A 26,973-nucleotide genomic window follows, 5' to 3' on the forward strand; every position below is an offset into this window, starting at 1 on the left:
GGTGTTGAGTGCGCTTCCAAGTCCGAGTACCGGAACCATTCTCATGCCTCTCAAATATCGGAAAGGATCAATCGCTCTGACCCTTGCCCGCCTGAACCAGACTGGTCGGAAACGGTCCGCGGGAGCGCCCGTCTCCGGTTCGGGATACTTCGGCGGCCGGCCGCCGTTGCCCGCGGCCGCCGGCCTTTTGCAACGCGTGTTGCGGGTCAATACGGGCCCAGGCACAGCTCCGATAATCGCCTTGTGGAGGCTGCGATTACCCATCATGCCCAGGCTTGTCTCAACTTGTCGGCATGGACCTTGAATTCTTTAGCTTCTTTAGCATTTGAATTTCAGACAATGGAAAAAACAGTACGACGACCGACCCACTCACATTGGATTGGATTGATAAATACCGAATTTGAGTTATTCCCGCGCGCGGCTGCCGGCCACGGAGATTGGCTGTCGCACCGGCCTGCCATGCGGGAGTCGTCCGGGCGTACCGCCGGAAATGCCGGAAATGGCGGGTCCGGGCGAGGAATGGCATCCGCATTGCCCTGCGGGCGCGATGCGGGCAATTGAACCAGGAATGCAGCCGGAAAATGATTGGCCGCTGTTCGGAAAGGATATTAGCCAGAGCTGCAGGATGAACGTGGATTCCGCATGAATTTCCCGGATCGCGTTTTACCTGGCATCACTCTTTATTATCCTGACGTCACATGCATGATGGAAACGCCTGGCTGGTCGCCTCCCCCGGCCGCCGCGGCATTTCCCGGTCTGTGCAGCGAATTCGCCCGACAGCGGAAAGGCTCTCGGCTGCAAGACCGGCGACCGGCTGGTGATCCGGCGGCGAAAGCAAGAGAGCTCCGGTCATGCGGAGCTCTCTTGCTTGCCCGATTCCGGAACGCACAGCCTCGTCAGGGCAGGACTGGCGTGGCAACGGCACTATTTGTCCATGCTGGCGCCGGGTGATTTCTTCTCGACGGGTGCCTTTGCAGGTGCCTTCTTGGCCGGCGCCCCCGAGTCCGTGAGCGCGGAGGCCGTGTTCTGCTTGGCACCCTGGGTGTACGGGTCGAACTTGTCATTGGCCCGCGCGGTGTCCGGCACGTAGCCGTCCTTGTTGGTGGTGCGCTGGGCATCAGGAACGTAGCCGTCCTTGTTGGTAGCCCGCTGGGGGTCTGGAACGTAGCCGTCCTTATTGGTACTGCGCATATTGTAGTCATACCGGTCGGCAGGATTCGCAGGGCCGGCGGCGTGGACGACACCAGGGACGAGAACAGCAATTGCCAATGCGATAGCGATCTTCATAGATAACTCCTTCCATTCAACGTCCATGGCCCCTGGCGCCAGCCTGGCGCGACGGTCCCCGATAGCGTAGCCGCCGGCCCTGCCAAGTTCCAGTGAGCGTTTCTGACCTTCAACCGTGGCTGGGCACCTGTGAAAATCCGGCTTGCGATGGAGTCGGTGCGATTCGCCGCGCAGACTATCAGTATAGGCCGGCCAGGCAGCACCACGCCGGGAAGACCTCCGGCAGCCGGAGCGAAAGCCCGGCACGTTCCCCTTGCATCACACCGCAACCTTTGCCATCCAAGGTATGGCATACGCCATATTGAAAAGCGCGCGGCGCGCAGAGCCAATCGTCAGCACCGCGCCACGGCCGGGCGCTAGCCCGCAACGGCAACGAACCCCGCGATCTCCGCCAGCACCGCCGAATGCAATGCCTCGCGGCTCGCCGGCATCGCCAGGAACACGCTGTTATTGTTGTCCGACGACACGCATAGCCGGATGCGGCTGACGCGATCGCCGGGGCCGTACTGGGCGCGCAGGATCCGCGTGACCGAGGCCGGATGCCAGATCACCTCCCGCAGGAAATACGAGCGCCCGTCGCCGCGCTCGGCCGGGTCCGTGACGAGATCGAATTCCGTGGTCAGGATCGCGTGCAGTTCGTCTTTGTTCATCGTCGTGGTGCTGGCACGAAAGGCCAGACGGCGCAGCTTTCCTGCGCCGCCGGCAGTCCTCCGGGGAAACAATGCGCCGCGGCAGCGCTACGCGCGCAGGGACACCGCCAGTTCCCGCAACAGGCCGGCGCAATCGCCGCGCCACGCGCTGCCGTGCATGCAGGCGAGCGTGCGCGGTGCCAGCGATGCCAGCCGCTCGAGCATGGCGCCGGTGTCCGGCGCATGGGCATAGTAATCCATGGCGTGCCGGAAGGCTTCGCTCGGGCCCAGGATGTCGCCCTCGGTGAGGGCGGGATGCCGGGCACCGGGCTGGGTGAAGAGGTCGCTGCACAGCAGTGTCCCGGTCTGCTCTTCCATCAGCACGCCGCAGTCCCAGCCATGCGGGAGATGCGGCGTGGCCAGCCAGCGCACGGTATGCTTGCCGATGCAGCGTGCCTGCCCGTCCTCCAGCGCGGCCGCCTTGCGGTCTGCGAGATCATCGATGGAGACCATGGCGGCAACGGTGCCGCACAAGGGATGCGCCTGCGGCGCGATCGCCAGCCATTGGTTCAGCGATCCGCACTCGTCCGCCTCGAAGTGCGAGAACGAGACATGGCGCAGGCGTTCGGGCGGCATGACGCTGGCAACGGCCTCGCGCACCAGTTCGAACAGCTTGCGCGGACCAGTGTGGAACAGCAGCGGCTCGTCATCCAGCACCAGGTACTGGTTGAAGGAGAAGCCGCCCGGACCGCCTTCGATGATGACCGGCGTATTGATGCGGTAGATCCCGTCCGACACTTCGTGGACATTGGTGCCCGACAAGGCATTGGTGATCATTGGCAGTCTCCTTGATATCGGCGGCCGGTCGGCGCGGGCCGGTTTCTGCGGCGCCCCTCCCCGAGGGCCACTGCTCAGTCTAGGCGAGCGCGGTGGCCGGCGCCACGCCGGCGCCCGGCATCCGCCGTTGCCCCCGCCAACCCGATTTCCCATCTTGCAGTAGGATTGCGCCAGCGCGGAAACCGGCCACTGCCCGAGCCGCCCGCGACCTGCAAAACCTACCGGATCCAGGAGATACCGCATGCCTACCGATACCCCACGCACCGCCCTTCAACTGCGCTCGCTGATCAAAGGCAGCGGCGAGCTGGAATTGTCCCTGGCCAGCGTCGACGTGCCCGCGCCGGGCCCCGACGAGGTACTGGTCCGCATCGAAGCATCGCCCCTCAATCCGTCTGACCTGGGGCTGCTGTTCGGCGCGGCCGACATGAGCGCGGCAAAGGCCGGCGGAACAAAAAGCCAGCCGGTCGTGACCGCACGGGTGCCCGAGGGCGCGATGAAGGGCATGGCCGGCCGGCTCGACGAATCGATGCCGGTGGGCAACGAGGGTGCGGGCGTGGTGGTTGGCGCCGGCTCGTCCGCCGCGGCGCAGACGCTGCTCGGCAAGACCGTGGCGGTGCTTGGCGGCGCGATGTATTCGCAATACCGCTGCGTGCCGGTGGCGCAGTGCCTGGTGCTGCCGGAAGGGGCCACGCCCGCGCAAGGCGCTTCGTCGTTCGTCAATCCGCTGACGGCGCTGGGCATGGTCGAGAGCATGCGGCGCGAGGGGCACAAGGCGCTGGTGCATACTGCCGCGGCGTCCAACCTCGGCCAGATGCTCAACAAGATCTGCCAGAAGGACGGCATCGGCCTGGTGAATATCGTGCGCAAGCAGGAGCAGGCGGATCTGCTCAAGTCGCTCGGCGCGACCTATGTCTGCAACATGGCTTCGCCCACCTTCACGCAGGATCTGACGGACGCGATTGCCGCCACCGGCGCGACGATCGCCTTCGACGCCACCGGCGGCGGCAAGCTGGCCGGGCAGATCCTGGGCGCCATGGAAGCGGCCTTGAGCAAGACCGCCGGCGTCTACAGCCGCTATGGCTCCACGACGCACAAGCAGGTCTACCTCTACGGCGGCCTGGACACCAGCCCGACCGAGTTCGTGCGCAATTTCGGCATGGCGTGGAGCATGGGCGGCTGGCTGGTCTTCCCGTTCCTGCAAAAGATCGGGACCGAAGCGGCCAACGCACTCAAGGCGCGCGTGGTGGCGGAGCTGCATACGACCTTTGCCAGCCACTACGCCGGCGAGATCTCGCTGGCCGAGGCGCTGGACCTGGACCAGATCGCGGTCTATAACAAGCGCGCTACCGGCGAGAAGTTCCTGCTCAATCCGAACAAGGGCCTGGCGGACTGAGTCCCGGCAATCAGGAGCGGGGCCGTGCGGCCTCGCGGCCTTGTCGCCTTGAGGCTTTGCCCCCCTCTCCCATGAAATGGGCGAGGGGAGACAACACGCAGCATTGCCTGGCCCCGCTTCGGCCTGCCGTCACTCCGTGAAATCGGTACTCACGGTGACGTGCTCCCACTTGTCGATTTCCGCCGTCAACGCCTTGAGCTTCTCGCGCACGAAGCCGAGCGCGTCGGTGCCGAGCAGCAGGTGCACGGGCGGATCCTGCGCGGCCACCACGGCCAGGATCGCCTGCGCCGCCTTGCGCGGATCGCCGGGCTGCTTGCCCGAGCGGGCGGCGCGCGCGGCCCGCAGCGGCGCCAGCATGGTGGCGTAGTCCTCGATCTCCGAGGCCGTGCGCTGCATGGAGCGGCCGGCCCAGTCGGTGCGGAATGCGCCCGGCTCGATGGCCGTCACCTTGATGCCGAACTCGCGCACTTCCTTGGACAGCGCCTCGTTGATCCCCTCCAGCGCGAACTTGCTGGCGTTGTAGATGCCCACGCCGGGGAAGGTCATCAGCCCGCCCATGGAAGTCACGTTCAGGATATGGCCGCGGCGGCGCTGGCGCATATGGGGCAGGACCGCCTGCGCCACGCTGATGGCGCCGAACACATTGACGTCGAACTGCGCGCGGATATCCGCCGGCGTGGCTTCCTCGATGCTGCCTTCGTAGCCGTAGCCGGCATTGTTGACCAGCACGTCGATCTCGCCCACCTCGCGCTCGATCTGCGCCACCACGCCGGGGATGGCCGCGTCGTCGCGCACGTCGAGTATGTAGCCGAAGGACTGGCCCCTGGCCAGCGCGGCAAACTCGGCGCGCTGCGCTTCGTTGCGCAGCGTGCCCGCGACCTTGTCGCCCTGCGCGATGACGGCTTGCGCCAGCGCGCGCCCGAAACCGGTGCTCACGCCGGTAATGAACCAGGTTTTCATCACTTCTCTCCAGATGGTTTGCTTCAAAGGCCTTGCCCGATGGGTGCCACCGTGCCCGGCGGCACCCGCACAACGCAGTATGGATGTTGCGGACCGTATCAAGAAGACAGATAATCCAAAAGGACTTTGCAAGTAATTTGCATAATGAACCAAGCAGATTTCCAGGCCTTGTCGGTCTTTGCCCGGGTGGCGCAGGAACAGAGCTTCAGCGCGGCCGCCCGCGCGCTCGGCATCCCGGTGACATCGGTGAGCTATACCGTGCGCAAGATCGAGGAGCGGCTCGGCGCCCGCCTGCTCAACCGCACCACCCGCAGCGTCAGCCTGACCGAGGCGGGCGCCAGGTTCCTCACGCGGATCGCCCCGCTGCTGCAGGAACTGGAACTGGCGATGCACGACGTGTCCGGCGCCTCCAGCCGGTCGATGGGCACGCTGCGCCTGAACGTGCCCCATTCCGCCATCCCGCTGGTGATCCAGCCTGTGCTCAAGGACTTCCTGGACGCCTACCCGGACATCAATGTCGACGTGATCGCGGATAACAGCCTGGTGGATATCGTCGGCCGGGGCTTTGACGCGGGCATCCGCTACGACAATGTGCTGGATGAAGACATGGTGGTGGTGCCGCTGGTCACGCAGATGCGCTTCTGCGTGGCCGCCTCCGCCCGGTACCTGCAATCCAGGCCGAAGCCGCGCCATCCGCGCGACCTGCTCGCGCACGAATGCGTGAACTACCGCAGCGCGGACAGCGGCGCGCTGTACCGCTGGGAGTTCGAGAAGGCCGGCGAAAAGCTGCGCATGGCCGTGACCGGGCGCATCGCCACCAACGACAACGGACTGCTGCTGCAATCCGCGCTCGACGGCTTCGGCTTCACCTATATCCAGCACCGCATTGCCGAGCCGCATCTCCAGGCCGGCCGGCTGGTGAGCGTGCTGGACGGCTGGATCCCGCGCACCGGGCTCTATCTTTATTACTACAATCGGACGGGAATGCCGAAGAAGCTGCGCGTGTTCATCGACTTCGCCAAAGCGGCACTGGGCGACAGCAGCAGCTAGCCGGGCGCCGCCCCCGCCGACCACGGCGAGATGCAGCGCCGCTCGCTGGTGAACCGGCGCGCGTCCGGCTGGCCCGACCGCGCCTGCGGCGAAGCCCAAAGCCGGAGCCCGGGGCATGACGCGCGCGACCCGAGGCCGCAAAGGAGAAGGCATGAGCATCCATCTCGACCATCTCATGGTCCCGTCGCGCGACAAGGAAGCCGCGGCGGAGCTGCTGGCCGGCCTGCTCGGCGTGCCCTGGGCCAGAACCGGCATCGGGCCGTTCGCGCCGGTGTTCGTCAGCGACAGCCTGACCCTGGACTTCGACCAGTGGAGCGGCGAAATCCCCACGATCCACTACTGTTTCCGCGTGAGCCAGGACGAATTCGATATCATCCTCGCTCGCATCGCGGCCGCCGGCATCCCGTACCGCAGCAGCGTCCACGGCCCGGTCGACCACCAGGCCGACACGCGGCACGGCGGCAGCATCGTCTACTGGAACGAGCCCGACGGCCATCAATGGGAGCTGCTGACGGTGAGCTACGCGCGCCGCCCCTAGCGCGCGGGCGCGGCGGCATGCCCCGGCTTGCCATGGCTGCCAGGCCCCATCGGCCTATCGAACAAAACGACAACAGGAATCAACGTGCTTCTGAACGAACAATGGGTACTGGTCACCGGCGGCGCGCGCGGGCTCGGCGTGGCCATCACGCGGGCGCTGGCGCGCGAAGGCGCGGGCGTGGTGATCAACTACCACCGCAGCGAGACGCAGGCACGCCAGTTGGCCGAAGCGCTCGGCCCGCGCGCGATCGCGCTGCAGGGCGACGTCACCGATCCGGCGGCGGTCGCGCGCCTCTTCAGCCAGGCAAGGGAACGGACCGGCCAGCCCATCGTTGCCGTGGTCAACAACGCGCTGGCCGATTTCCGCTTCGACGGCGACGCGCGCCCCAGGATCGGCGAGATCGGCTGGGCGCGTTTCCAGCAGCAGATCGACGGCGCCCTGCGGGGCGCGCTCAACACCGTGCAGGCCGCGCTGCCCGGCATGCGCGAAGCCGGCTTTGGCCGCATCGTCAATGTCGGCACCAACCTGTTCCAGAATCCGGTGGTGCCCTATCACGACTACACCGCCGCCAAGGCCGCGCTGCTGTCGTTCACCCGTACCGCGGCCAATGACCTCGGCCCCGACGGCATCACGGTGAACATGGTGTCGGGCGGCCTGCTGCGCACCACCGACGCCAGCGCCGCCACGCCGGAAGCCGTGTTCGATCTCATCGCCGGCCTGACGCCGCTGCGCCGCGTGACCACGCCGGAGGAGTTCGCCGATGCAGTGGTCTACTTCCTGTCGCCGTGGGCGCGCGCGGTCACGGGGCAGAACCTGATCGTGGACGGCGGGCTGGTCAAGGGCTGAAGACCAAACCGGCCTTGCCCGGCCCGGTCTTGCCCGCGCGGCGCCCCTTTCATGGCGCGTCCGCGGCCGCAGTTCAGGTGAAGCTGCCGAAGATATCGTTCAGTTGCCGGGACGGCGTCGCGCCGCCCAGCCCTTCGAACGAACCGGCCTTGAGCTGTTCGGCGGCAGCCAGCATGCCGGCCCATGCCGCGCGTGCCAGCCCGCCGCCGACGCTGATGCGCCGCACGCCCAGGTCGGCCAGTTCGGCCACGCTCATCCCGGGACGCATCATCAGCACGTTGAGCGGCCTGGGCGCGACGGCGCGGACCATGGCCACGATATCGGCCTTCGCCACCACGCCGGGCGCGTACAGGCAATCGGCGCCGGCCTCGGCGAAGGCGACCAGCTTGTCGATGGCGGGCGCGAGCGCGGTGGGGTCGGCGAGCATGCCTTCGGTGCGGGCGACCAGGAGCACGTCTTCGCCCGAATCGTCGATGGCGGCACGCGCGGCGCGGATGCGCTCGACGGCGAGCGCCTTGTCATACAGCCCGCCGCCGCGCGCATCGAGATCCTCGATGGACAGGCCGGCCACGCCTGCCTGGACGGCGAGGCGCACATTGCCGGCCACGCCTTGCGGATCGTCGGCGAAGCCGGATTCGAAATCCGCATTGACGGGCAGGTCGACGGCGGCGCACAGGGCGGTCAGGTGCTGCAGCACGTCGTCGCGCCCGACCGCGTTGTCGGCGCGCCCCAGCGACCACGCCAGGCCCGAGCTGGTCGAAGCCAGCGCGCAGAAGCCAAGGTGCTGCAGCATGCGCGCGCTACCCACGTCCCAGGGATTGGGCAGCACGAAACAGCCCTGCTCGTGCAGGGCGCGGAAGGCGGCTCGCTTGCCGGCGGTGGTGCGGGTCATCGATGTCTCCTGTCCTGCTTTGTGTGCGATTGGCGCGGCGAGGCAAAAGGCAAAAGGCAAAACGCAAAAGGCGCCGGGCCGGGAAACTCTACTGCGAACGGCGGCGCAAGGCCAGCGCGCCGGTCAGCCGTCCTCGCGGCTTTCGAACGCATGCACGATCTCGTCGATCATGGCCCGCACGCGCGCGGTGTGGCGCAGGTCCTGGTGGGTGACGAGCCAGACCTCGTATTGCATGGCGTGCGTGCGCTCAGGCCAGATCCGCACCAGCCCTTCGCGCTCGGCCAGGTAGACCGGCACTTCGCCGATGGCGATGCCGGCCTTGATGGCCGTGCGCAGCATCAGGCTGGAATAGACGCCAGCAACGATACGGCCCGCGTGCATGGGCTCGCCGACCATCGTCGGCGCGCGGTTGCCGGTCATCAGCGGCTGGAAGACGACCAGGTCGTGACCGGCGAACGCGGTGCCGRCCACCGGCTCGCCGTGCCGCTCCAGGTAGGCGGGCGAGGCATACAGCCCGACCGGCCAGCGGGCCAGCCGGCGCGCCACCAGATCGGGGTTCTCCGGCTTCCTGGTCCTGACCGCGATATCCGCCTCGCGCCGTGCCAGGTTGAGCATGTTGGTGGACGTATTGAGCAGGATCTTCACATCGGGATGGGCGCCGTGCAGGCGGCCGATCGCGGGGATCAGGAACTCCAGCGCCAGCGAGTCCGTGGTAGTCACGCGCACCTCGCCTTCGAGCCGCGTATCCACGCCCTGCGCGTGCCTGACGAGGTCGTGCGCCGATTGCTCCATCTTCTCCGCCGAGCGCAGCACGGCCTCGCCCGCCGGCGTCAGCGCATAGCCGTCGGAAGTGCGCAGGAACAAGGTGGCGCCCAGCGCGCGCTCCAGCGCCCCGATGCGCCGGCCGACCGTGGCCTGGTCGAGCTCGAGCGTCCTGGCGGCGCGCCGCAGCGTCCGCTCCCGCTGCACGGCAAGAAAGATCCGGGTGTCGTCCCAGTTCATGAAGAGCTGCTCCTGTGCGATGCAAATTTGCATCTCTGAGATGGAATAATGCAGCATAAATTCGTCGCATTGCAAACCTATACTTGCCACATGCGACGCACAGGGCGTCTCCGGGAAAAACTCACATGAAACGCGCATGAAAGCCATCACCTTCAAGGAATTCGGCGAAGCCGACGTATTGCAGCTCGAAGAGGTGCCCGCTCCGGCGCTGCGCCCGCACGACCTGCTCGTGCGCAACCATGCCGCCGGCGTGAACCGCGCCGACCTGATCCAGCGGCGCGGCGGCTACGGCCGCCAGTCCTTCGGCGACTCGGACATCATGGGGCTGGAGATTGCCGGCGAAGTGATCGCGGCAGGCGCGGATGTCACCGGCTTCGCGCCCGGCGACCGCGTGATGGGCATCGTCGGCGGCGGCGCCTATGCGCAGGCCGCGCGCATCGACCACCGCATGGCCATGCGCATTCCGGACAGCATCGACTACGTGCGCGCCGCGGCGATCCCGGAGGTGTACGTCACCGCGCACGAGGCGCTGATCCACCTTGGCCGCGTGCAGGCAGGCGATGCCGTGCTGATCCACGCCGCGGCGGGCGGGGTGGGCTCGGCGGCGGTGCAGCTCGCGCATGCCGCGGGCGCCAGGGTGTTCGCCACCGCCGGCGCGGGCAAGCTCGGCCGCGTGCGCGAGCTGGGCGCCGACGTGGCCATTGACTACAAGGCGCAGGACTTCGCCGAGGCGGTGGCCCATGCGACGGACGGGCGCGGCGTGGATGTCGTCATCGACTTCATCGGCGCGCCTTACCTTGAGCGCAATGTGCGCTCGCTGGCGAACGGCGGCAGGCTGGTCCAGGTCGGGCTCATGGGCGGCATCGAGGGGGCTACGCTGCCGCTGGACCGGCTGCTCTACGGCCACCTGCAGATCATCGGCACGGTGATGAAGTCGCGCACGCCGCAGGCGAAGCACGCGATGACGCAACGCTTTGCCGAGCGCTGGCTGCATCGCTTCGCGGCGGGCGAGCTGTCGCCCGTGGTGGACAGCGTGTTCCCGCTCGCCGATGCCGCCGGCGCGCACCGCCGCATGGAGTCGAACCTGAGCGTGGGCAATATCGTGCTCGCGATCGACTGAAGGTCCCCGCGGGGCGGGGTACGGCTTGCCCTGTCCACCAGCGCTATACTCGCCACAAAGCGCCGCCATGCGCACAGGGCAAACGGGGAGAGACGGTGGACCGACTGCAAGCCATGAAGACCTTCGTCACCGTGGTGGAAACCGGCGGTTTCACCTCCGCCGCGCGCAAGCTCGATGTGTCGCCATCGGTCGTCAGCCGGATCGTCAATGAGCTGGAAGAGCATCTCGCCGTGCGCCTGCTGACCCGCACCACGCGGCTGGTGCGGCTGACCGATACCGGCTCGGCCTACTTCGAGAACTGCCGGCGCATCCTGGGCGAGATAGACGATGCCGAGCTGCTGGCCACCGGCTCCCATGCGGAGCCGCGCGGGCAACTCACCATCACGGCGTCGGTGTTGTTCGGCGCGGCGTACGTGATGCCGATCGTCACCGAGTATCTGCAGCGCTATCCGGATGTCGACGCCACCTGCCTGCTGCTCGATCGCGTGGTCAACCTCGTCGAAGAAGGCATCGACGTAGGCATCCGCATCGGCGAGCTGCCCGACTCCTCGCTGCAGGCCGTGCCGGTGGGCAGCGTGCGGCGCGTGCTGTGCGCGGCGCCCGCCTATCTCGAGCGCCACGGCGCGCCGCGGTCTCCGGACGATCTCGGCCGGCACACCCTCATCATGGCCAGCGGGGTCTCGGCTTCGCCGGAGTGGCGCTTCAACCGCGCCGACAGCCTGGTCCCGACGCGCCTTGAACCGCGCCTTGTCACCACCACCAACGATTCGGCCATCGTCGCCGCGATGGCCGGCTTCGGCATCGTGCGCCTGCTGTCGTACCAGGTTGCCGCACAGCTTGGCGCCGGCACGCTGCAGGTCGTGCTGGGCGATTTCGAGCCGCCCGCGCTGCCCGTCAACGTCATCCACCGCGAAGGCCGGCATGCCACGCGCAAGGTGCGCGCCTTCCTCGACCTCGCCATCGACGCGCTGCGGGCCGACCCCTCCCTGCACTGAGGCGCGCCGGGCGCCGGCCCGCCTTCCCTTCCTCCGGCAGACCGCAGCCCCATCCACGCCGGCGCCTGGCGCCCGGCGCGCCTCATTGTTGGGCCAGCGAGAAGAATCCTTTCTCGCCGGGGCCGTTTTTCCCGGACGGCAGCGGACCTAAGATGACTTCACGCACTCAGGCAAGACGCAAACGGCCACCCCGGCACGGCGCAGACAGCTTGCGGCGGTTCCCTCTCAAACGCTCCCAAGGAATCCAGTCATGAAGGTCTACCACCACCCGCTCTCCGGCCATTCGCACCGCGTCCGCCTGTTTGTCTCGCTGATCGGCGCCGATGCCGAGCTCGTCCTGGTCGATCTCGCCAAAGGCGAGCACAAGGCGCCCGCCTTCCTCAAGCTCAATCCGTTCGGCCAGGTGCCCGTGCTGGTCGACGGCGACACCGTGATCACCGATTCGAACGCGATCCTGGTGTACCTGGCCACCAAGCTGGGCAAGACCGACTGGCTGCCGGCGTCGCCCGCCGGTGCCGCCGCGGTGCAGAAATGGCTGTCGGTCGCCGCCGGCGAGATCGCCTACGGCCCCGCCGCCGCGCGCCTGATCACGGTCTTCGGCGCGGGCTTCAATGCCGAGGAAGTCATCGCGCGCGCCCACGCCATCCTCAAGGGCGTCGACGCGGCGCTGGCCGCCTCGCCGTGGCTTGCGGCGGACCACCCCACCCTGGCCGACGTGGCGCTGTACGGCTACATCGCCCGCGCCCCCGAAGGATTCGTCGACCTGGCCGCGTACGCCAACGTCAATGCCTGGCTGGCACGCGTCGAGGCCCTGCGCGGCTTTGTCGAATTCCAGACCACGCCCGCCGGCCTGGCCGCCTGACAGCAAGAACACGCCGCGGCCCGCGTGCCGCGGCAAGGAGATCGCCATCATGTCGCAGTCCCCGCTATCCGCACCCGCGCAGCTCCCTCCCCTTCCCTGGCATGCGGGCGAGCGCGTGCTGCAGGAGCGCGCCGGCGTCGCCCGCAAGATGGACGAGCTCGGCCGGCGCTTCGTGCGCGACCATATGCCGGAGCAGCATCGCGAGTTCTTCGCGCAACTGCCGGTCGTGGTGCTGGGCGCGGTCGATCCCGACGGCAACGCCTGGGCCACGCTGCGCGCCGGCGCGCCGGGCTTCCTGCACTCCCCGCACGACAAGGCGCTCGATCTCGGCCTGGCGCGCGACGCGGCCGATCCGGCCGAGCGCGGCATGGAGCACGGCGACGCCATCGGCCTGCTGGGCATCGACCTGCTGACCCGGCGCCGCAACCGGCTCAACGGCACCATCCGCCGCGAGGCATCCGGGCCCGGCGCCACGGTATTCGCGATCGCCGTGGGGCAAAGCTTCGGCAACTGCCCGCAATACATCCAGCAGCGCAACTTCGCCTTCACGCGCGATCCCGGCACGCCCGGCATCATCGCGCCGCAGCGCGCGGGCGGGCTGGATGCGCGTGCCCGTGCGCTGATCGCCGGCGCCGATACCTTCTTCGTGGCTTCCTACGCGGACCTGCCGGACGGCAGCCGGCAGGTGGACGTGTCGCATCGCGGCGGCAAGCCTGGCTTCGTGCGGCTGGACGACGACGGCGGCATGACCATTCCGGATTTCTCCGGCAACCTGTTCTTCAACACGCTGGGCAATTTCCTCCTCAACGCGCGCGCCGGGCTGGTGTTCGCGGACTTCGCCACCGGCGAGTTGCTGCAGATGACCGGCACGGCGGAAGTCATCCTCGATTCGCCTGAGATCGCCGCCTTCCAGGGCGCGGAGCGCCTCTGGCGCTTCAGGCCCGCCAGCGTCGTGCGGCGCGCGGATGCCCTGCCGCTGCGCTGGGTGCCGCAAGCCGACGGCACGTCGCCCGCGGTCGAACTCACCGGCAACTGGGACGAGGCGGCCGAGCGCCTGCGCGCCCGCTCGCTCAGCACCGCCTGGCGGCCGTTCCGCGTGACGCGGCTGGTCGAGGAAAGCATGGGCATCCGCTCCTTTCACCTCGAACCTGCCGACGGCGCCGGACTGATCCCCCACCTTGCCGGGCAGTACCTGCCGATCCGCGTGACGACGGGTTCGCCGCCGGCGCCGGCGATCCGGACCTATACGCTCTCGTCGGCGCCGTCGGACAGCGTCTACCGCATCAGCGTCAAGCGCGAAGGCGCCGTATCGCAGCACCTGCACGACAATTTCAGGGTCGGCGACATCGTCGAGGTGCGCCCGCCGGCCGGTGCCTTCACCATCGATGCCGCCGAACACCGCCCCGCCGTGCTGCTGGCCGCGGGCATCGGCGTCACGCCCATGCTGGCCATGCTGCGGCACCTGGTCTACGAAGGGCTGCGCACCCGTCATGTCCGCCCGGCCTATTTCTTCCATGCCGCTCGCACGCTGGCCGAGCGCGCCTTCGCACGCGAACTGACGGCGCTGGCCGATGGCGCGCAAGGCGCGGTGCAGTACATCCGCGTGCTGAGCGACCCGCGCGACGCCGAGCCGCAGAAGGACTTCGACGAGGCCGGCCGCATCGACACCGACCTGTTGCGCCGGCACCTGCCGTTCGGCGACTACGACTTCTACCTGTGTGGCCCGGGGCCCTTCATGCAGTCCCTCTACGACGGCCTGCGCGCGCTCAACGTGGCCGATGACCGCATCCATGCGGAAGCCTTCGGGCCGGCCGCGCTGCACCGCCGCCGCGACACGCATGCGCAAGCCGTGGTCGCGCCCGAGCCCGGCCCCAGGCCCGCCACGGCGCCGGTGCCGGTGGTCTTCACGCGCTCCGGCAAGGAAGCCCGCTGGTCGCCGGACGCCGGCTCGCTGCTGGAGCTGGCCGAACAGCGCGGACTGGCGCCCGACTTCGGCTGCCGCAACGGCAGTTGCGGCACCTGCCGCACGCGCGTCGTGCAGGGCGCGGTGGCCTATCTCGAAGCGCCGGAATTCGACGTGCCTCCCGGCGAAGCGCTGATCTGCTGCGCGGTGCCGGCCGCGCCGGCGGACGATGCGGCGGCAACCGCGCCGTTGCAGCTCGCGCTCTGATCGCAGGCCGCCGCGAGGCGGCCTGGCATGAATGGCGCCGGTCCCGGCCGACGCCGCCGCGCCCTTGCGCCTCGCGCGCCCCATGCGTCACCAGGCTCCCCGCAAACCCTTTCCCAGCCTGGACCGAGACCTGCCTCACTGCCATCGGCGGGAGCTTGCATAGTCGCCAAAACAATCTACAAACATTGTTTTTGTATATTTTTTAGACTAGCATTCCTGCCAACGGCCGCCATCCGGCGGTCGCCCGATCCCACTTCAGAGACAGGAACCCCGATGCGTTACGTCCGCTTTATCCTCGATGGCAAGAAATTCCTGGGCGCCCGCGAGGGCGACAAGATCCGCATCCTCGGCGAGGATTCGCTCGAGTCGCTGCTGGCGGCCGGCGTGGACCTGGAAACCTACGCGGCCGGGCGCACCGGCGGCCGGCTCGTCGCGGAAGCGGACATCACCTTCCTGCCCGTGGTCGAGCATCCGTCCAAGATCTTCTGCATCGGCCTGAACTACGCGGACCACACCAAGGAAAGCAAGTACGAGCAGCCGGCCTACCCCACCATCTTCCCCCGCTACGACACCAGCCTGGTCGGCCACGGCCAGCCCATCATCCGTCCGCGCGTGTCGGACACGCTGGATTACGAAGGCGAGCTGGCCGTGGTGCTGAAGAAAGGCGGCCGCCATATCTCCAGGGAAGACGCGCTGGACTGCATTGCCGGCTATGCGCTGTTCAACGACGGCTCCGTGCGCGAATACCAGTTCCTGTCGCCGCAGTGGACGGTGGGCAAGAACTTCGATGCCACCGGCGCCTTCGGCCCGGAACTGGTCACGGCCAGCGAAGTGCCGGCCGGCGGCAAGGGCCTGCTGCTCGAAACCCGCCTGAACGGCAACGTGGTGCAGTCCGCCAGCACCGACACCATGATCTTCGACATCGCCACGCTGATCTCGGTGATCAGCGAAGCCATCACGCTGGAGGCGAGCGACGTCATCGTGACCGGCACCCCGAGCGGCATCGGCTGGGCGCGCGAGCCCAGGCTGATGATGAAGCCGGGCGACGTGTGCGAAATCTCGGTAACCGGCTTCGCCCCGCTGCGCAATACCATTGCCGACGAGGCCGCAGCCGCCGGCACCGTCAGGGCAGCCATCGCCGCCTGAGCCGGCTCGCGGAGGAGACACATGGATAAATACAATGACAATGGCCGGCCCAAGGCCGCCGTGCACTCGCTCGACCACTATGCCCTGACCGTGCCGGACCTGGCGCAGGCCGGGCATTTCCTGTGCGCGTTCGGCCTGGCGGTGACGCCGCGGCAGGACCGCCTCGACGTCATGGCGCAGGACGAGCACGTGTGGGCGAAGTTCTTCGCCGGGGAGCGCAAGGCGCTCGCCTACCTGAGCTTCAACTGCTTCGCGGGCGACTTCGATGCCATCCGCCGGCAAGTGCTCGACGCCGGTGCGACCTTCGCCGACGGCGGCGCGCATGTCACGCCGGAGGGACTGTGGTTCTTCGATGCCGACGGCAACCTCATCCAGGTCAAGGTTGGCCCCAAGACTTCACCCAGCGCCAAGAGTCCGCTCGACAGCGTGCATGGCCCGGCCGACGCGCGCGGCGCGCGCTTTCGCAGCGGCGTGAAGACGGTGCGCCCGCGGCGACTGTCGCATGTGCTGCTGTTCACGCCGGGCGTATCGCGCGCACTGGCCTTCTACGAGAACGCGCTGGGCCTGCGCCTGTCGGACCGCTCGGGCGAAGGCATCGCCTTCACGCATGCGCCGCACGGCAGCGACCATCACCTGCTGGCCTTTGCCGGCAGCCCGGCGCGCGGCTGGCACCATGCCGCGTGGGATGTCGCCAGCATCGACGAAGTGGGCCAGGGCGCCGCGCAGATGGCGGCGGCCGGCTACAAGGAGGGCTGGGGCACCGGCCGGCATGTGCTGGGCTCCAACTTCTTCCACTACGTGCGCGATCCGTGGGGTTCGTTCTGCGAGTATTCGGCGGATATCGACTACATCTCTGCCGGGCAGGACTGGCCGGCCGGGGATTTCCCGCCGGAAGACTCGATGTACCAGTGGGGTCCCGACGTGCCGCCCTGCTTTATCCACAACACCGAGGCCTGACGGCGGCACGGCGCCTTTCGGCACGGCAAGCGGCACTCTGCGGGGCGCCGTTTTCCTGCCTTATGCCGCAGCCGCCTTCCTGGTGCGCGCCTTGCCCGCGGCGGCGGCGTCCTTCTGCGCCGCCAGGTATGCCATGACGAGATCGGTGGTTTCCTGGAAATGCCGGGCCAGCAGCCGGCATGCCAGCTCGGCGTCGCCCTCGATCGCGGCCTTGACGATCGCCTCGTGCTCGGCGGCGACATCGCGCTTGCGTCCGGTCTTGCGCAACGCCATCGACAACAGGCGGTACCTGGCCGTCTGGTCGCGCAGCAGGGCGGAAAAACGCAGCAGCCACGGCGAGCCGCATCCGGCCACCAGCGCCGCGTGGAAATCGGAATGCGCTTCTTCCCACTCCGGGTTCATGTGTCGGCCCTCTCCGGGCAGCAGGATGGCGATGCGCTTGAGGCGGTGGTGCGCGGCGATGAGTTGCCCTTCCCACTCCACATTGCGCGACGCGATGGCATCGCGCAGCGCCTGCGTCTCGATCTGCTGGCGCACGCGCGTGATGTCCAGCAACTCGCTCTCGGACAGCTCCGCAACGCGGAAGCCCTTCTGGTCGATGGCCACGACGAAGCCGGTGGCGCACAGGCGCGACAATGCCTCGCGCAGCGGAATCACGCCGGCCTGGTAGCGCTCGGCCAGTTCCTTGAGCCGCAGCTTGCTGCCGGCAGCCAGCTTGCCCTGGATGATTTCCTCACGGACGGTCAGCTCCAGGATGGACGCCCAGGTCCGGCCGCCGGTGTCGAATGCGCCTTCCTCTGCGGATGCCGGCGATGCGGCGGAATGTGGCGTTGGCAAGGTAGCCAAGTCAGCCCCTGTTTCATAGATATTCTGCATTTTATCTATATTTCCGCGGTGGCCGACCGGCATTTGGAGGATGTGCGTGCCGGGGCGCCGCGCCTGCGACGTACCGGCCAGGCGCCTGCTTCGCCTACACCACCCCTTGCGCCAGCATGGCATCCGCCACCTTCACAAACCCGGCCACATTGGCGCCCTCCACGTAGTTGATGAAGCCGTCCGCCTTCTGCCCGTAGTGAATGCAGTTGCCGTGGATGTCTTTCATGATTGCGTGCAGCTTCTCGTCGACCTCGGCGTGGTGCCACGACAGGCGCATGGCGTTCTGCGACATCTCCAGGCCCGAGGTGGCCACGCCGCCGGCGTTGCTGGCCTTGCCCGGCGCATAGAGGATGCGCGCGGCCAGGAAGTGGTCGACGGCGTCCAGCGTGGACGGCATGTTGGCGCCTTCGGCCACGCAGAACACGCCGTTGGCGAGCAGGCGCTGCGCATCGCTGCCGTCGAGCTCGTTCTGCGTCGCGCAGGGCAGCGCCACGTCGGCAGGCACATGCCACGGCGTGCGGCCGGTCTCGAAATGCAGGTCCTGCGCGGCGGCGAAATCGGCCAGGCGGCCGCGGGTTTCGTTCTTGAAGGCCATCAGCGCGGCCAGCTGCTCGCGGTTCATGCCCTTGGGGAAGTGCAGCACGCCGCCGGAGTCGGACACGGTCAGCACCTTGGCGCCGAGTTCGATGGCTTTCTCGGCGGCGAACTGGGCCACGTTGCCGGAACCCGAGATCAGCACGCGCAGGCCGTCGAAGCCGCGCCCGCGCCGGTGCAGCATCTCCTGCGCGAAGTACACCGTGCCGTAGCCCGTGGCCTCGGGCCGCATCAGGCTGCCGCCGAAGGCCAGGCCCTTGCCGGTAAAGATGCAGGCGGACTGGTTGGAGAGCTTCTTCATCATGCCGGTCATGAAGCCGACCTCGCGCGCGCCCACGCCGATATCGCCGGCGGGCACGTCGGTGTCGGGGCCGAGGTGGCGGTACAGCTCGGTCATCAGCGCCTGGCAGAAGCGCATGACTTCGCCATCGGACTTGCCCTTGGGATCGAAGTCGGAGCCGCCCTTGCCGCCGCCCATGGGCAGCGTGGTCAGCGCGTTCTTGAAGGTCTGCTCGAAGCCGAGGAATTTCAGCACGGAGAGATTGACCGTGGGATGCAGGCGCATGCCGCCCTTGTAGGGGCCGATGGCGGAGCTGTGCTGGACGCGGAATGCGCGGTTGACCTGTACCTGGCCGCGGTCGTCGGTCCATGCCACGCGGAACTGGATCACGCGCTCGGGTTCCACCAGCCGCTCGAGCAGGGCCTGCTCGCCGTAGCGCGGATGCTGCTCGACGAACGGCCACAGCGTCATCATGACTTCCTTCACGGCCTGGAGGAACTCAGGCTGGTCAGGGTCGCGCCGGGCAACCCCGGCCAGGAAGGATTCGAGGGAGGCAGATCTCACGGGTGTCTCTTCGTAACGGTTGTGCTGCTTGGCAAGGAGACGGCCGCCGCGGATACATGTCCGCCGGCATGCCGAGGGATGCCGCGGCGCCGCCGGCAGGACTTCCCGGGCGACGCTGTTGCGGCCATGTCAATACATTCATGATTGGGTATGCATGTATCGACAAGGGCGAACTTTAGCATCCGCCGTGCCTTGGCAGGCATGTGAGGAAAGCGCTGCGACGGCAAAGCGCCGCCTGCGAGGTGCAGAGTCCGTTTTTTCCGTGCGATCAACGGCCAGGCGCGGCCCGCGGCAGCTCACACCGGCGCCAGCCCGATCAGGCGGCTGATATTGGCCGCCGCCCTTTGCAGCGCGGGCACGATCTCCGCCGGAATCCGCTCCGGCGTCGCCTCGCCCGCCGAGGTGGAGATGCCCAGCGACAACTGCCGCGACCCCGCGGCGGGCACCGGCACCGAAACCGATACCTGGTTGCTCTCCGGGTAGGCCAGCACGCTCCATTCGCCCGGCGGCAGCGGCAAGGCCATCGCCAGCGCGCTGCCGGGCGGCAGCACGCTGCCGACGCGCAGGTTCATCACCACCAGCCGGCGCCGCTCGGCGGGCGCCATGGCCCGCCCGATGATGATCACGCCCTCCGGATTGGCTTCGCCCAGGTTGGCCGTGCCGGAGTAGGCGTCGGCGAGCTGCTGCAGTCCTTCTTGCACGGCTTCGGTCACGCCGAGGCTTTCCAGCGCCGCGAAACCGATCTCGAAGATGCGGGTGGTCAGGCGCCAGCGATTGCCTTCGCGCGCCACATAGGCGTCCTCTTCCAGCGTCAGCAGAAAGCGCAGCACCGTGGGATGCGGCAGGTCCACCGCGCGCGAAAGCTCCGCCAGCGTGGGACGCCCGTTGTGGCGGAACGCCTGCAGGATGGCTAGACACCGCTGGATCGATCTATTATTCTTCATTCGCCAACCGTTCACCTAGAGGACTATACGTTCATCTAGTGAACATACTAAAGCAATGAGAAGGCCGCGGCAAGTACCGCGCCTCGTTCCTTACGGAGACAAACATGACACCCTTGGCCCCCGCGCGCGCCCGCGCCCTCCTTATCCTTGCCTCCCTGGCCGCACTGGCTGCGGCCACCGCCCCGCTTGCCGCGCGTGCCGCCGACGCCTGGCCCTCCCGGCCGATCAAGTGGGTGGTGCCCTACCCGCCGGGCGGCTCGACCGACATGCTGGCGCGCATCGTCGGCCAGAAGCTCAGCGAGCGGCTGCGCCAGCCCGTGGTGGTGGAAAACAAGGCCGGCGCCGGCGGCAACGTGGGCACCGACTACGTCGCCAAGCAGCCGGGCGACGGCTACACCATCGTGATGGGCAATATCGGCCCCATCGCCATCAACCCTTCGCTCTATCCCGACCTGCCCTATAGCCCGCTCAAGGACCTGGCGCCGGTGACCATGCTGATGGCGGTGCCGAACCTGCTGGTGGTCAACCCGGCGCTGCCGGTGCATTCGGTGCAGGAACTGGTCGACTACGGCAAGCGGCAGCCGGCGCCGCTCAGCTTTGCCACGCCGGGCGCCGGCACCTCGCTGCACCTGGCGGGCGAACTGTTCGCCACCACCGCCGGCCTGCGCCTGACCCACGTGCCGTACAAGGGCAGCGCGCCGGGCCTGAACGACACCATGGCCGGCCACGTGCCGCTGATGTTCGACAACATGCCGTCCGCGCTGCCGCTGGTGAAGGCCGGCAAGCTGCGCGCGCTGGCCATCACCAGCGCGCAGCGCTCGCCGCAGTTGCCGGACGTGCCCACCATGGCCGAGGCCGGCCTGCGCGGCTACGAGATCGCGGGATGGTTCGGCGTGCTGGTGCCGGCGGCCACCCCCAAACCCATCGTGGCCCGGCTCGACGCAGAGCTGCAGGCGGTGCTGAACCTGCCCGACGTGCGCCGCAAGCTCGAAGAGATGGGCGGCATCGTCTCGGGCGCCGGCCCCCAGCCGTTCGGCCGCTATATCGAGGCGGAGGCGCGCAAGTGGGGCACGCTGGTGCACAGCGCCAGCATCACCATCCAATGAACCGCGGCGCCACCGGCCATCGGCCATTGACCGCAGCCTGCCGCATCCACCACGGAGACCAACCATGACGCAATACCGTTTTATCGAAGTCCAGCCCATCGCCGGCGCGCTCGGTGCGGAGATCGGCGGAGTCGACCTGGCAAAGCCGCTGCCGGCGGAAACCTTCGCCGAGATCCGCGCCGCGCTGCATGCGCACCTGGTGATCTTCTTCCGCGGCCAGGAACTCACGCCCGGGCAGCACAAGGCCTTCAGCGCGCATTTCGGCGAACTGCTCGAAGTGCCGTTCATCCGCGCGCTGCAGGGCCACCCGGAAATCCTGCCGGTGATGAAAGGCAAGACGGAACAGACCCGGCGCAATTTCGGCGGCCTGTGGCATTCCGACATGAGCTACGCCGAGCAGCCGCCGATGGGCTCCGCGCTCTATGCGCGCGTGATCCCGCCCTATGGCGGCGACACGCTGTGGACCAATATGTACCGCGCCTACGATGCGCTGTCGGATGGCCTGAAGGCGGTGCTGGACAACCTGCGCGCCGTGCACAGCCCGGTGCGCTCGTACGGCGCCATGGGCGCGGTGGTCAACAACGGCGATCCGGCGCACAAGATGGACGTGCGCACCGATGCGCGCGCCAGCAGCGAGGTCACGCACCCGGTGGTGCGCGTGCATCCGGCCACCGGCAAGAAGGCGCTCTACGTCAACAGCACCTACACGCTGCGCTTCGAAGGCATGACCGAGGAAGAAAGCGCGCCCCTGCTGCAGTACCTCTACAGCCACGCGGTGCGGCCGGAGTTCACCTGCCGCTTCCGCTGGACGCGCGGCGCGCTGGCGGTCTGGGACAACCGCTGCACGCAGCATCTCGCCATGAACGACTACGACGGCTTCGACCGCGAACTGCACCGCACCACCATCGCCGGCGACCGGCCGCTTGCGGTCGCCGCCTGAGGCAGCCGGCGCGCGCCTTCGATCCGGCCAGCCCTGCGCGAAAGGCTGGCCGGAGCGCGCGCTCACCCCCACGGCAGGGCGACCTGGGTAGCAGCCCCTGGCGTTCCGGAAGTACAATCAATCTGTCTCGTTTTCCGGAACGGAGGTTGGATTGAAATCGGCATCAGCAACTGCGGCGGCGCGCAAGGCGCCTCCTGAAGCACCTAAGGCAAAAGCACCACGGAATGCCCGCCAGGCGGTCACCGCCGTGGACCTGGACGAAGAGGAGGAGGCCGCGCCGGCGCCCGGCGTCCCGCCGGACCCGGCGGCGGACCGCGACACGCCCACGCTGCGCGCCTTCGCCCTGCTCGAGTTCCTGGTGGCGGCCGACCGCCCTCTCTCGCTGGCGGAGATCATGCAGGGCTTCGAAGCGCCCAAGGCCTCGCTGCACCGCATGCTTGGCGCGCTGGAGTCCGGCGGGCTGGTGATCCGCGAGCCCGGCGCGCGCAACGCCTACGCGGTAGGACCGCGCCTGTCCCGGCTGGGCGTGGCCATCGTCACGCATTCGGGCACGCGCCAGCTGCGCCACGCCATCCTGGCGCGACTGGTGGCGGACATCGGCGAGACGGTCAACCTGACCATGCTGCACGAAACCTCGGTGCTGTACCTGGATCGCATGGAAGCGCCGTGGCCGCTGCGGCTGGACCTGAAGCCGGGCTCGCGCGTGCCGCTGCACTGCTCGGCCAGCGGCAAGCTGCTGCTGTCGCTGCTGCCGCGCGAGCAACGCGCGGCGCTGGTGCGGCAACTGCCGCTGGAGCGCTTCACGCCCAACACCATCACCGACGTGGAACTGCTCGAAGCCGAGCTGGACCGCAGCGCGCACAAGCAGCTCGGCGTGGACAACGAGGAATTCGTCGCTGGCATTTCCTGCGTGGCGGTGCCGGTGCGCGACGAGCGCGGACATGTGGTTGCGGCGCTGGCGGTGCATGCACCCACGGCCCGCTCGCCGCTGTCGCGCTCGCTGGAGTTCGTGCCACGCCTGCAGGAAACGGCCAGGGAGCTGGCCGCTACTTTCTGAGCAGCCTGCATGGACGCCGCCGTTTGCCAGGTAGAGAACGGGTGATTCAAACAGAATAAAGATTGCGGACTTACATCCGGCCTTCGATCGCGGCATCCAGCAGGGCCTTGGCCTGCTGCCAGTCGGCGGTGTCGAACCCTTCCGTGAAGGACGCGTGAATCCCGGCCAGCGTCTGCCGCGCGGCTTCCGCCTTGTCCTGGTGTTCCCATAGCCGGGCGAGGCTCAGCGCCGCGCGCAGCTCAAGCGACTTCCCGCCTTGCTGCCGGGCAATCGCGATGGCCCGATGAAAACACGCTTCCGCCGCTTCAGGGTCGGCGGACCCGCCCGGCCGATGGAGAAGCAATTCCCCCTGGAGCCGATGCAGTTCCGCTTCGTAGTGGCGTTCCCGCGTATTGCCGATCATGGAGAGCCCGTCGGCCAGCACGTCGAGTCCGGCCTCGGTTTGTCCGGCGTCCTCGTAGACCTGGGCCAGCAGGGCCAGGAAATAAGGCCGGCCCAGCTCGGCCCCCGTGGCCTGGTAGGCGGCCAGGCCACGGCGGATCTGGACGATGCCCTCTTCACGGCTCCCCTGTTCGGCCAACGCCCAACCCCGCAGGATGGTGCCCCATGCGAGCCAGAAGGGAAACCCGTGCTCGGTCGAGAGCGTGATGGCGGCTTCGGCGCACTCCCTGGTCAGTTGTACGTCGCGCCGGTACTGATGCAGCTCGGCCGCAAAGGCCAGGCCGAGCGCGAGGCTGAAAGGATGCGTAATCTTCCGGGCCAGGGTCAGTGCATCCTGGGTGGCCTGGCTGGCTTGCGCCGGCAGGCCAAGATGCCATAAGACCCATGCCAGGAGGCTGCGGCCACGGACCCCGTAATCCTGACCGAACAGTGCGCCAGGGGCGATCGACTCAGGTTCATAGTGGGCAAGCCCACGCTCCAGGTGCGCCCGCGCCTCGTGGAACTCGCCCAGGTATAGTGAAGTGCCTCCCAGCGCAACGTGCGCCTGTCCGAGCAACGCCGTATCTTGCGCATCCTCGGCAAACCTGAGCAGCGCCTCCCCTAGCACATACGCGGTTTCGTGCTGCGCACGAAGCGAATAGAAAGCGCGCATTCCCAACTTCACCTCGAAGCGCTGAGGGGTGTTGCCAGCGAGTTCGCACAAGGTCAGCGCCCGGGTATAGGTGGCCTCCACCTCCGGCGAGGCATAACCTCTCGCGGCAATCAGGGCGGGCCCCAGCGTGACGCGCAATGCAAGCTCCTGGCCTGCGCGCTCCGGCGTGTCGGGCAGGCGCTCGAGCAGTTCCAGGGCCGTACTCAGGTGACGGATGGCATCGAGATGCGCCGAACGCTCAACGGCCTGACGCCCGGCACAATGCAGGTACTCCACCGCCTTGGGGATGTTGCCGCTGTGACTGTAGTGATGGGCCAGTTCGCTGCAGTGGCCTTTCAACTGCTGACGGAAGAGGGCCTCGATGGCCCGCCCCGTGCGTTCATGCAATGCGCAGCGCTGTTCCGAGAGCAGGGAGTTGCCCGCGACCTCCTGAGTCAGCGCGTGCCTGAACGCATACTCCACCTCCGGAAAGGCGGGTTGCCCGTAGATAAACTCTCCGGCCTGCAGACCGGCCAACAACGGATACAGGCGGTCTTCCGGCTGCCCGGTGACCTGCCGGATCAGGCTCAACGGGAATGCCTTGCCGATCACGGCCAGGGTCTGCAACAGTTCCTTCTGCGCGGATGGCAGCCGATCCATGCGCGCCGCGAGCACGCCCTGTACCGTGGTCGGAATATGCAGCGCGGCCGGGGTCTTCTCGATGCGGTACCGGCCGGGCTCACCGAGCAGCGCCTTTTCCTCGGCGAGGGTCTGGACGACCTCCTCCATGAAGAAGGGGTTGCCCTCGGTTTTTTCCAGGATGAGCTGCCTGAGCGGCCCGAGACCGGGGTCATCGCCCAGCAAGCCGCCGAGCAGGCCTTGCGCCTCGGCAGGACCAAGCGGGGCGAGCCGCAATTCCGTGCAATTGTCCTGCCTGACCCAGGCGGGCTGGTACTCGGCGCGGTAGTTCACAAGGAGGAGAATCCGGGCATCCGCCGCCCGCTCGACGAGGTAAGCGAGAAAGGCTTCTGTCTCGTTATCCAGCCATTGCAGGTCTTCGAACAGCAGCTCAATGGGCTGATTCCGGCTTTCTCGCTCCAGCAGGCGCGTGATCGCCTCGAACGTGCGCTCGCGCCGAAGGTCTGCGCCCATGTCCGCCAGCGCCGAGCCGGGCCCGACGATACCCAGCAGATAGAGCAGATAGGGCATGAGGTCCTCGAGGCTGCGCTCCAGCGTGAGGACCTTGCCCGTGACCTTCTCGTGGCATCGCCGCTTGTCGTCCTGGGCGGTGATCTGAAAGTAGTTCTTCAGGAGCTCGATCAGGGGCAGATAGGCAAAGGCTTTGCCATGCGAGACCGAAAAAGTCTCCAGCACCAGGGATCCGCTCTGCGAGCGCGCCTTGAACTCGTGGAACAGGCGCGACTTGCCGACGCCGGCCTCCCCCACCACCGCGACGATCTGCCCGTGCCCGGCCACGGACTGGTCCAGCGCCAGGTGCAGCGCCTCCAGTTCGGCTTCGCGGCCGACGAAGCGAGCCAGGCCGCGGTGAGCCGCCACCTGCAGGCGCGTGCGCAACGCCCCGAGACCCAGCACCTCGTAGACCACGAGCGGTTTGGGGATGCCTTTGACCAGGGCCTCTCCCAGCGCCTTGAACTCGAAATACCCTTCGGCGAGCTTGTGGGTGGATTCGCTGACGAGAATGGATGTGGGCGCAGCCATTGTTTCAATCCGCGCGGCAATGTGGATCGTGTGCCCCACCGGATCATAGTCAGTGTGCAGGTCGTCCTTGCGGATCGAGCGCACGACCACCTCGCCCGTGTGGACGCCCACCCGGATCTGCAGCGAGATGCCCTGCTCCAGCCGGAGCCGGTCGCTGTGCCGGCGCATCGCCTCCTGCATGCGCAGCGCCGCGAACAATGCGCGCTGGGTATGGTCCTCATGCGCGATCGGTGCGCCGAACAGCGCGAGAATGCCGTCGCCCAATGACTTGGCCACGTACCCCTCGTAGTAATGCACGGCCTCCATCATCAGCTCGATGACGGGGGTGATCAGGTGATGGGCCTCTTCCGGGTCCAGGTCGTGGATCAGGGTGGTCGAGCCCGCCATATCGGCAAACAGGACGGTGATTGTCTTGCGTTCGCCAGCGGTATCTCCCCGGGCTTCCAGCGCCGCCTGCTCGGCCCGGATACGCTCGGCCAGATGCGGTGGCGTGTAATGAACGGGGGCGGCGGCGGCGGGTTGCGGCAATTCACTGACGGGCTCGCCGCAAGCACTGCAGAAGCGCGCCGTCGGATTCATTTCGTGGCCACAGCGCACGCAGAGACGCGGGAGCCGGTTGCCGCACTGCTCACAAAAACTGGCGCCAACGGCATTCTCGAGCTCACAATTTGTGCAGCGCGCCATAGATGCTCCCTGGACGTCCTCCAGGTAATTAAACGCCCCCTTGCCTGTCGTCGCAAGACTGGGTCGCCGCCGCGCTGTCGGGGTGGTCTCCGACCCGAATTTGGGCCTCGCCGCGAACGCCTCAGGGCACTCGCCACTGGGTCGTTGTGGAAGCGGCGTCGAAGGCGGTAGACGGTAGTCCAATGGACCCTTAGGCGTTTTCCCGCGACGAGGGCTTGCTGCCGAGTAAGCGGTGCGTTAGCCACTGGTTTCAATTGGCGAGCGGCGGAAAATTCTCGCTCGGTGGGCGCCCGCGTAGTGCAACGTTGCGCGATCGCAACGCACCCAATAAGGTACTTCAACCTGAATTCCAGGTGGAATCAATGGGTTACCCGCGCATGCCTTCTATCTCCAATCATATTTCATTGAGTTAAGTTGAGAAATTTCAGATTTTCTATTTAGAAATTTTTTACG

23 protein-coding genes are annotated in these 26,973 nt (G+C 67.6%); 13 read left to right on the forward strand and 10 right to left on the reverse strand.

Annotation, left to right across the window (positions count from 1 at the left end):
• Window positions 1-924: 924 nt before the first annotated feature.
• The 3 genes from AB4Z48_RS31115 to AB4Z48_RS31125 form a co-directional block, all read right to left on the reverse strand.
• Window positions 925-1,287: a hypothetical protein gene (locus tag AB4Z48_RS31115; RefSeq protein ID WP_441621146.1), complete on the reverse strand. Its 363-nt coding sequence runs from the start codon at window positions 1,285-1,287 to the stop codon at window positions 925-927.
• Between the two features lie 356 nt (window positions 1,288-1,643).
• A complete protein-coding gene (locus AB4Z48_RS31120; RefSeq protein WP_441621148.1) occupies window positions 1,644-1,937 on the reverse strand; it encodes a hypothetical protein in 294 nt (97 codons plus the stop codon).
• Between the two features lie 87 nt (window positions 1,938-2,024).
• A complete protein-coding gene (locus tag AB4Z48_RS31125) occupies window positions 2,025-2,753 on the reverse strand; it encodes an MBL fold metallo-hydrolase (protein ID WP_441621150.1) in 729 nt (242 codons plus the stop codon).
• A 241-nt stretch (window positions 2,754-2,994) separates the two neighbouring features.
• Here AB4Z48_RS31125 and AB4Z48_RS31130 point away from each other — a divergent pair, with 241 nt between their 5' ends.
• On the forward strand, window positions 2,995-4,146 hold the full coding sequence (locus AB4Z48_RS31130) for a zinc-binding dehydrogenase (RefSeq protein ID WP_441621152.1): 1,152 nt from the start codon (window positions 2,995-2,997) through the stop codon (window positions 4,144-4,146).
• Window positions 4,147-4,275: 129 nt separating this feature from the next.
• Here AB4Z48_RS31130 and AB4Z48_RS31135 read toward each other — a convergent pair whose 3' ends face one another.
• Window positions 4,276-5,106, reverse strand: a complete 831-nt coding sequence (locus tag AB4Z48_RS31135; protein ID WP_441621153.1) for an oxidoreductase — start codon at window positions 5,104-5,106, stop codon at window positions 4,276-4,278.
• A gap of 144 nt (window positions 5,107-5,250) precedes the next feature.
• Between AB4Z48_RS31135 and AB4Z48_RS31140 the strand changes: the two genes are divergently transcribed.
• The 3 genes from AB4Z48_RS31140 to AB4Z48_RS31150 all read left to right on the forward strand — a co-directional run bounded on the left by AB4Z48_RS31140 (window position 5,251) and on the right by AB4Z48_RS31150 (window position 7,540).
• The gene (locus AB4Z48_RS31140; protein WP_441621155.1) at window positions 5,251-6,156 is read left to right on the forward strand and encodes a LysR family transcriptional regulator; all 906 of its coding nucleotides are present in this window, start codon (window positions 5,251-5,253) and stop codon (window positions 6,154-6,156) included.
• 151 nt (window positions 6,157-6,307) lie between these two features.
• Window positions 6,308-6,694 carry a VOC family protein gene (locus AB4Z48_RS31145; protein ID WP_441621157.1) on the forward strand — a complete coding sequence of 129 codons (387 nt, stop codon included), beginning with the start codon at window positions 6,308-6,310 and terminating at the stop codon, window positions 6,692-6,694.
• A gap of 84 nt (window positions 6,695-6,778) precedes the next feature.
• A complete protein-coding gene (locus tag AB4Z48_RS31150; protein WP_441621158.1) occupies window positions 6,779-7,540 on the forward strand; it encodes a 3-oxoacyl-ACP reductase in 762 nt (253 codons plus the stop codon).
• A 73-nt stretch (window positions 7,541-7,613) separates the two neighbouring features.
• Here AB4Z48_RS31150 and AB4Z48_RS31155 read toward each other — a convergent pair whose 3' ends face one another.
• The gene (locus tag AB4Z48_RS31155) at window positions 7,614-8,432 is read right to left on the reverse strand and encodes an isocitrate lyase/PEP mutase family protein (RefSeq protein WP_441621160.1); all 819 of its coding nucleotides are present in this window, start codon (window positions 8,430-8,432) and stop codon (window positions 7,614-7,616) included.
• Between the two features lie 123 nt (window positions 8,433-8,555).
• A complete protein-coding gene (locus AB4Z48_RS31160; RefSeq protein ID WP_441621162.1) occupies window positions 8,556-9,434 on the reverse strand; it encodes a LysR family transcriptional regulator in 879 nt (292 codons plus the stop codon).
• A gap of 136 nt (window positions 9,435-9,570) precedes the next feature.
• Between AB4Z48_RS31160 and AB4Z48_RS31165 the strand changes: the two genes are divergently transcribed.
• The 6 genes from AB4Z48_RS31165 (at window position 9,571) to AB4Z48_RS31190 (ending at window position 16,684) form a co-directional block, all read left to right on the forward strand.
• Entirely contained in the window at window positions 9,571-10,554 is a 984-nt protein-coding gene (locus tag AB4Z48_RS31165; protein WP_441621164.1) for an NAD(P)H-quinone oxidoreductase, read from the forward strand.
• A gap of 95 nt (window positions 10,555-10,649) precedes the next feature.
• The gene (locus AB4Z48_RS31170; protein ID WP_441621166.1) at window positions 10,650-11,549 is read left to right on the forward strand and encodes a LysR family transcriptional regulator; all 900 of its coding nucleotides are present in this window, start codon (window positions 10,650-10,652) and stop codon (window positions 11,547-11,549) included.
• Window positions 11,550-11,799: 250 nt separating this feature from the next.
• A complete protein-coding gene (locus AB4Z48_RS31175; protein ID WP_441621168.1) occupies window positions 11,800-12,411 on the forward strand; it encodes a glutathione S-transferase family protein in 612 nt (203 codons plus the stop codon).
• A 49-nt stretch (window positions 12,412-12,460) separates the two neighbouring features.
• A complete protein-coding gene (locus AB4Z48_RS31180) occupies window positions 12,461-14,581 on the forward strand; it encodes a 2Fe-2S iron-sulfur cluster-binding protein (RefSeq protein WP_441621170.1) in 2,121 nt (706 codons plus the stop codon).
• 273 nt (window positions 14,582-14,854) lie between these two features.
• Window positions 14,855-15,727 carry a fumarylacetoacetate hydrolase family protein gene (locus AB4Z48_RS31185; protein ID WP_441621172.1) on the forward strand — a complete coding sequence of 291 codons (873 nt, stop codon included), beginning with the start codon at window positions 14,855-14,857 and terminating at the stop codon, window positions 15,725-15,727.
• Window positions 15,728-15,748: 21 nt separating this feature from the next.
• Complete coding sequence (locus AB4Z48_RS31190; protein WP_441621173.1) at window positions 15,749-16,684, forward strand: VOC family protein; 936 nt, start codon at window positions 15,749-15,751, stop codon at window positions 16,682-16,684.
• 60 nt (window positions 16,685-16,744) lie between these two features.
• On the opposite strand, the gene AB4Z48_RS31195 is transcribed toward AB4Z48_RS31190, so the two are convergent.
• The 3 genes from AB4Z48_RS31195 to AB4Z48_RS31205 all read right to left on the reverse strand — a co-directional run bounded on the left by AB4Z48_RS31195 (window position 16,745) and on the right by AB4Z48_RS31205 (window position 19,942).
• On the reverse strand, window positions 16,745-17,521 hold the full coding sequence (locus AB4Z48_RS31195; RefSeq protein WP_441621199.1) for a GntR family transcriptional regulator: 777 nt from the start codon (window positions 17,519-17,521) through the stop codon (window positions 16,745-16,747).
• A 133-nt stretch (window positions 17,522-17,654) separates the two neighbouring features.
• Window positions 17,655-18,998, reverse strand: coding sequence for an NADP-specific glutamate dehydrogenase (gene gdhA / locus AB4Z48_RS31200; protein WP_441621175.1), 1,344 nt, complete (start codon window positions 18,996-18,998; stop codon window positions 17,655-17,657).
• 296 nt (window positions 18,999-19,294) lie between these two features.
• Window positions 19,295-19,942 (reverse strand): IclR family transcriptional regulator, encoded by a 648-nt coding sequence (locus AB4Z48_RS31205; protein ID WP_441621177.1) that lies wholly within the window; start codon window positions 19,940-19,942, stop codon window positions 19,295-19,297.
• Between the two features lie 104 nt (window positions 19,943-20,046).
• Between AB4Z48_RS31205 and AB4Z48_RS31210 the strand changes: the two genes are divergently transcribed.
• The 3 genes from AB4Z48_RS31210 (at window position 20,047) to AB4Z48_RS31220 (ending at window position 23,045) form a co-directional block, all read left to right on the forward strand.
• Complete coding sequence (locus tag AB4Z48_RS31210) at window positions 20,047-21,048, forward strand: Bug family tripartite tricarboxylate transporter substrate binding protein (RefSeq protein WP_441621179.1); 1,002 nt, start codon at window positions 20,047-20,049, stop codon at window positions 21,046-21,048.
• Between the two features lie 64 nt (window positions 21,049-21,112).
• Entirely contained in the window at window positions 21,113-21,988 is an 876-nt protein-coding gene (locus tag AB4Z48_RS31215) for a TauD/TfdA dioxygenase family protein (protein WP_441621181.1), read from the forward strand.
• A 328-nt stretch (window positions 21,989-22,316) separates the two neighbouring features.
• A complete protein-coding gene (locus AB4Z48_RS31220) occupies window positions 22,317-23,045 on the forward strand; it encodes an IclR family transcriptional regulator (protein ID WP_441621200.1) in 729 nt (242 codons plus the stop codon).
• A gap of 70 nt (window positions 23,046-23,115) precedes the next feature.
• Here the strand turns inward: AB4Z48_RS31220 and AB4Z48_RS31225 are convergent, their stop codons facing one another.
• Complete coding sequence (locus AB4Z48_RS31225; RefSeq protein WP_441621183.1) at window positions 23,116-26,520, reverse strand: ATP-binding protein; 3,405 nt, start codon at window positions 26,518-26,520, stop codon at window positions 23,116-23,118.
• Between the last annotated feature and the right edge of the window lie 453 nt (window positions 26,521-26,973).

This window comes from Cupriavidus sp. 2TAF22 (assembly GCF_052115045.1).
In the GTDB taxonomy this organism is placed as follows: domain Bacteria; phylum Pseudomonadota; class Gammaproteobacteria; order Burkholderiales; family Burkholderiaceae; genus Cupriavidus.

What these genes read in the sequence shown, in the direction of transcription:
- AB4Z48_RS31115 (WP_441621146.1), bottom strand. Translation starts at nt 1,287, where the DNA reads ATGAAGATCGCTATCGCATTGGCAATTGCTGTTCTCGTCCCTGGTGTC.
- AB4Z48_RS31120 (WP_441621148.1), bottom strand. Translation starts at nt 1,937, where the DNA reads ATGAACAAAGACGAACTGCACGCGATCCTGACCACGGAATTCGATCTC.
- AB4Z48_RS31125 (WP_441621150.1), bottom strand. Translation starts at nt 2,753, where the DNA reads ATGATCACCAATGCCTTGTCGGGCACCAATGTCCACGAAGTGTCGGAC.
- AB4Z48_RS31130 (WP_441621152.1), top strand. Translation starts at nt 2,995, where the DNA reads ATGCCTACCGATACCCCACGCACCGCCCTTCAACTGCGCTCGCTGATC.
- AB4Z48_RS31135 (WP_441621153.1), bottom strand. Translation starts at nt 5,106, where the DNA reads ATGAAAACCTGGTTCATTACCGGCGTGAGCACCGGTTTCGGGCGCGCG.
- AB4Z48_RS31140 (WP_441621155.1), top strand. Translation starts at nt 5,251, where the DNA reads ATGAACCAAGCAGATTTCCAGGCCTTGTCGGTCTTTGCCCGGGTGGCG.
- AB4Z48_RS31145 (WP_441621157.1), top strand. Translation starts at nt 6,308, where the DNA reads ATGAGCATCCATCTCGACCATCTCATGGTCCCGTCGCGCGACAAGGAA.
- AB4Z48_RS31155 (WP_441621160.1), bottom strand. Translation starts at nt 8,432, where the DNA reads ATGACCCGCACCACCGCCGGCAAGCGAGCCGCCTTCCGCGCCCTGCAC.
- AB4Z48_RS31165 (WP_441621164.1), top strand. Translation starts at nt 9,571, where the DNA reads ATGAAAGCCATCACCTTCAAGGAATTCGGCGAAGCCGACGTATTGCAG.
- AB4Z48_RS31175 (WP_441621168.1), top strand. Translation starts at nt 11,800, where the DNA reads ATGAAGGTCTACCACCACCCGCTCTCCGGCCATTCGCACCGCGTCCGC.
- AB4Z48_RS31180 (WP_441621170.1), top strand. Translation starts at nt 12,461, where the DNA reads ATGTCGCAGTCCCCGCTATCCGCACCCGCGCAGCTCCCTCCCCTTCCC.
- AB4Z48_RS31185 (WP_441621172.1), top strand. Translation starts at nt 14,855, where the DNA reads ATGCGTTACGTCCGCTTTATCCTCGATGGCAAGAAATTCCTGGGCGCC.
- AB4Z48_RS31190 (WP_441621173.1), top strand. Translation starts at nt 15,749, where the DNA reads ATGGATAAATACAATGACAATGGCCGGCCCAAGGCCGCCGTGCACTCG.
- AB4Z48_RS31205 (WP_441621177.1), bottom strand. Translation starts at nt 19,942, where the DNA reads ATGAAGAATAATAGATCGATCCAGCGGTGTCTAGCCATCCTGCAGGCG.
- AB4Z48_RS31210 (WP_441621179.1), top strand. Translation starts at nt 20,047, where the DNA reads ATGACACCCTTGGCCCCCGCGCGCGCCCGCGCCCTCCTTATCCTTGCC.
- AB4Z48_RS31215 (WP_441621181.1), top strand. Translation starts at nt 21,113, where the DNA reads ATGACGCAATACCGTTTTATCGAAGTCCAGCCCATCGCCGGCGCGCTC.
- AB4Z48_RS31225 (WP_441621183.1), bottom strand. Translation starts at nt 26,520, where the DNA reads ATGGCGCGCTGCACAAATTGTGAGCTCGAGAATGCCGTTGGCGCCAGT.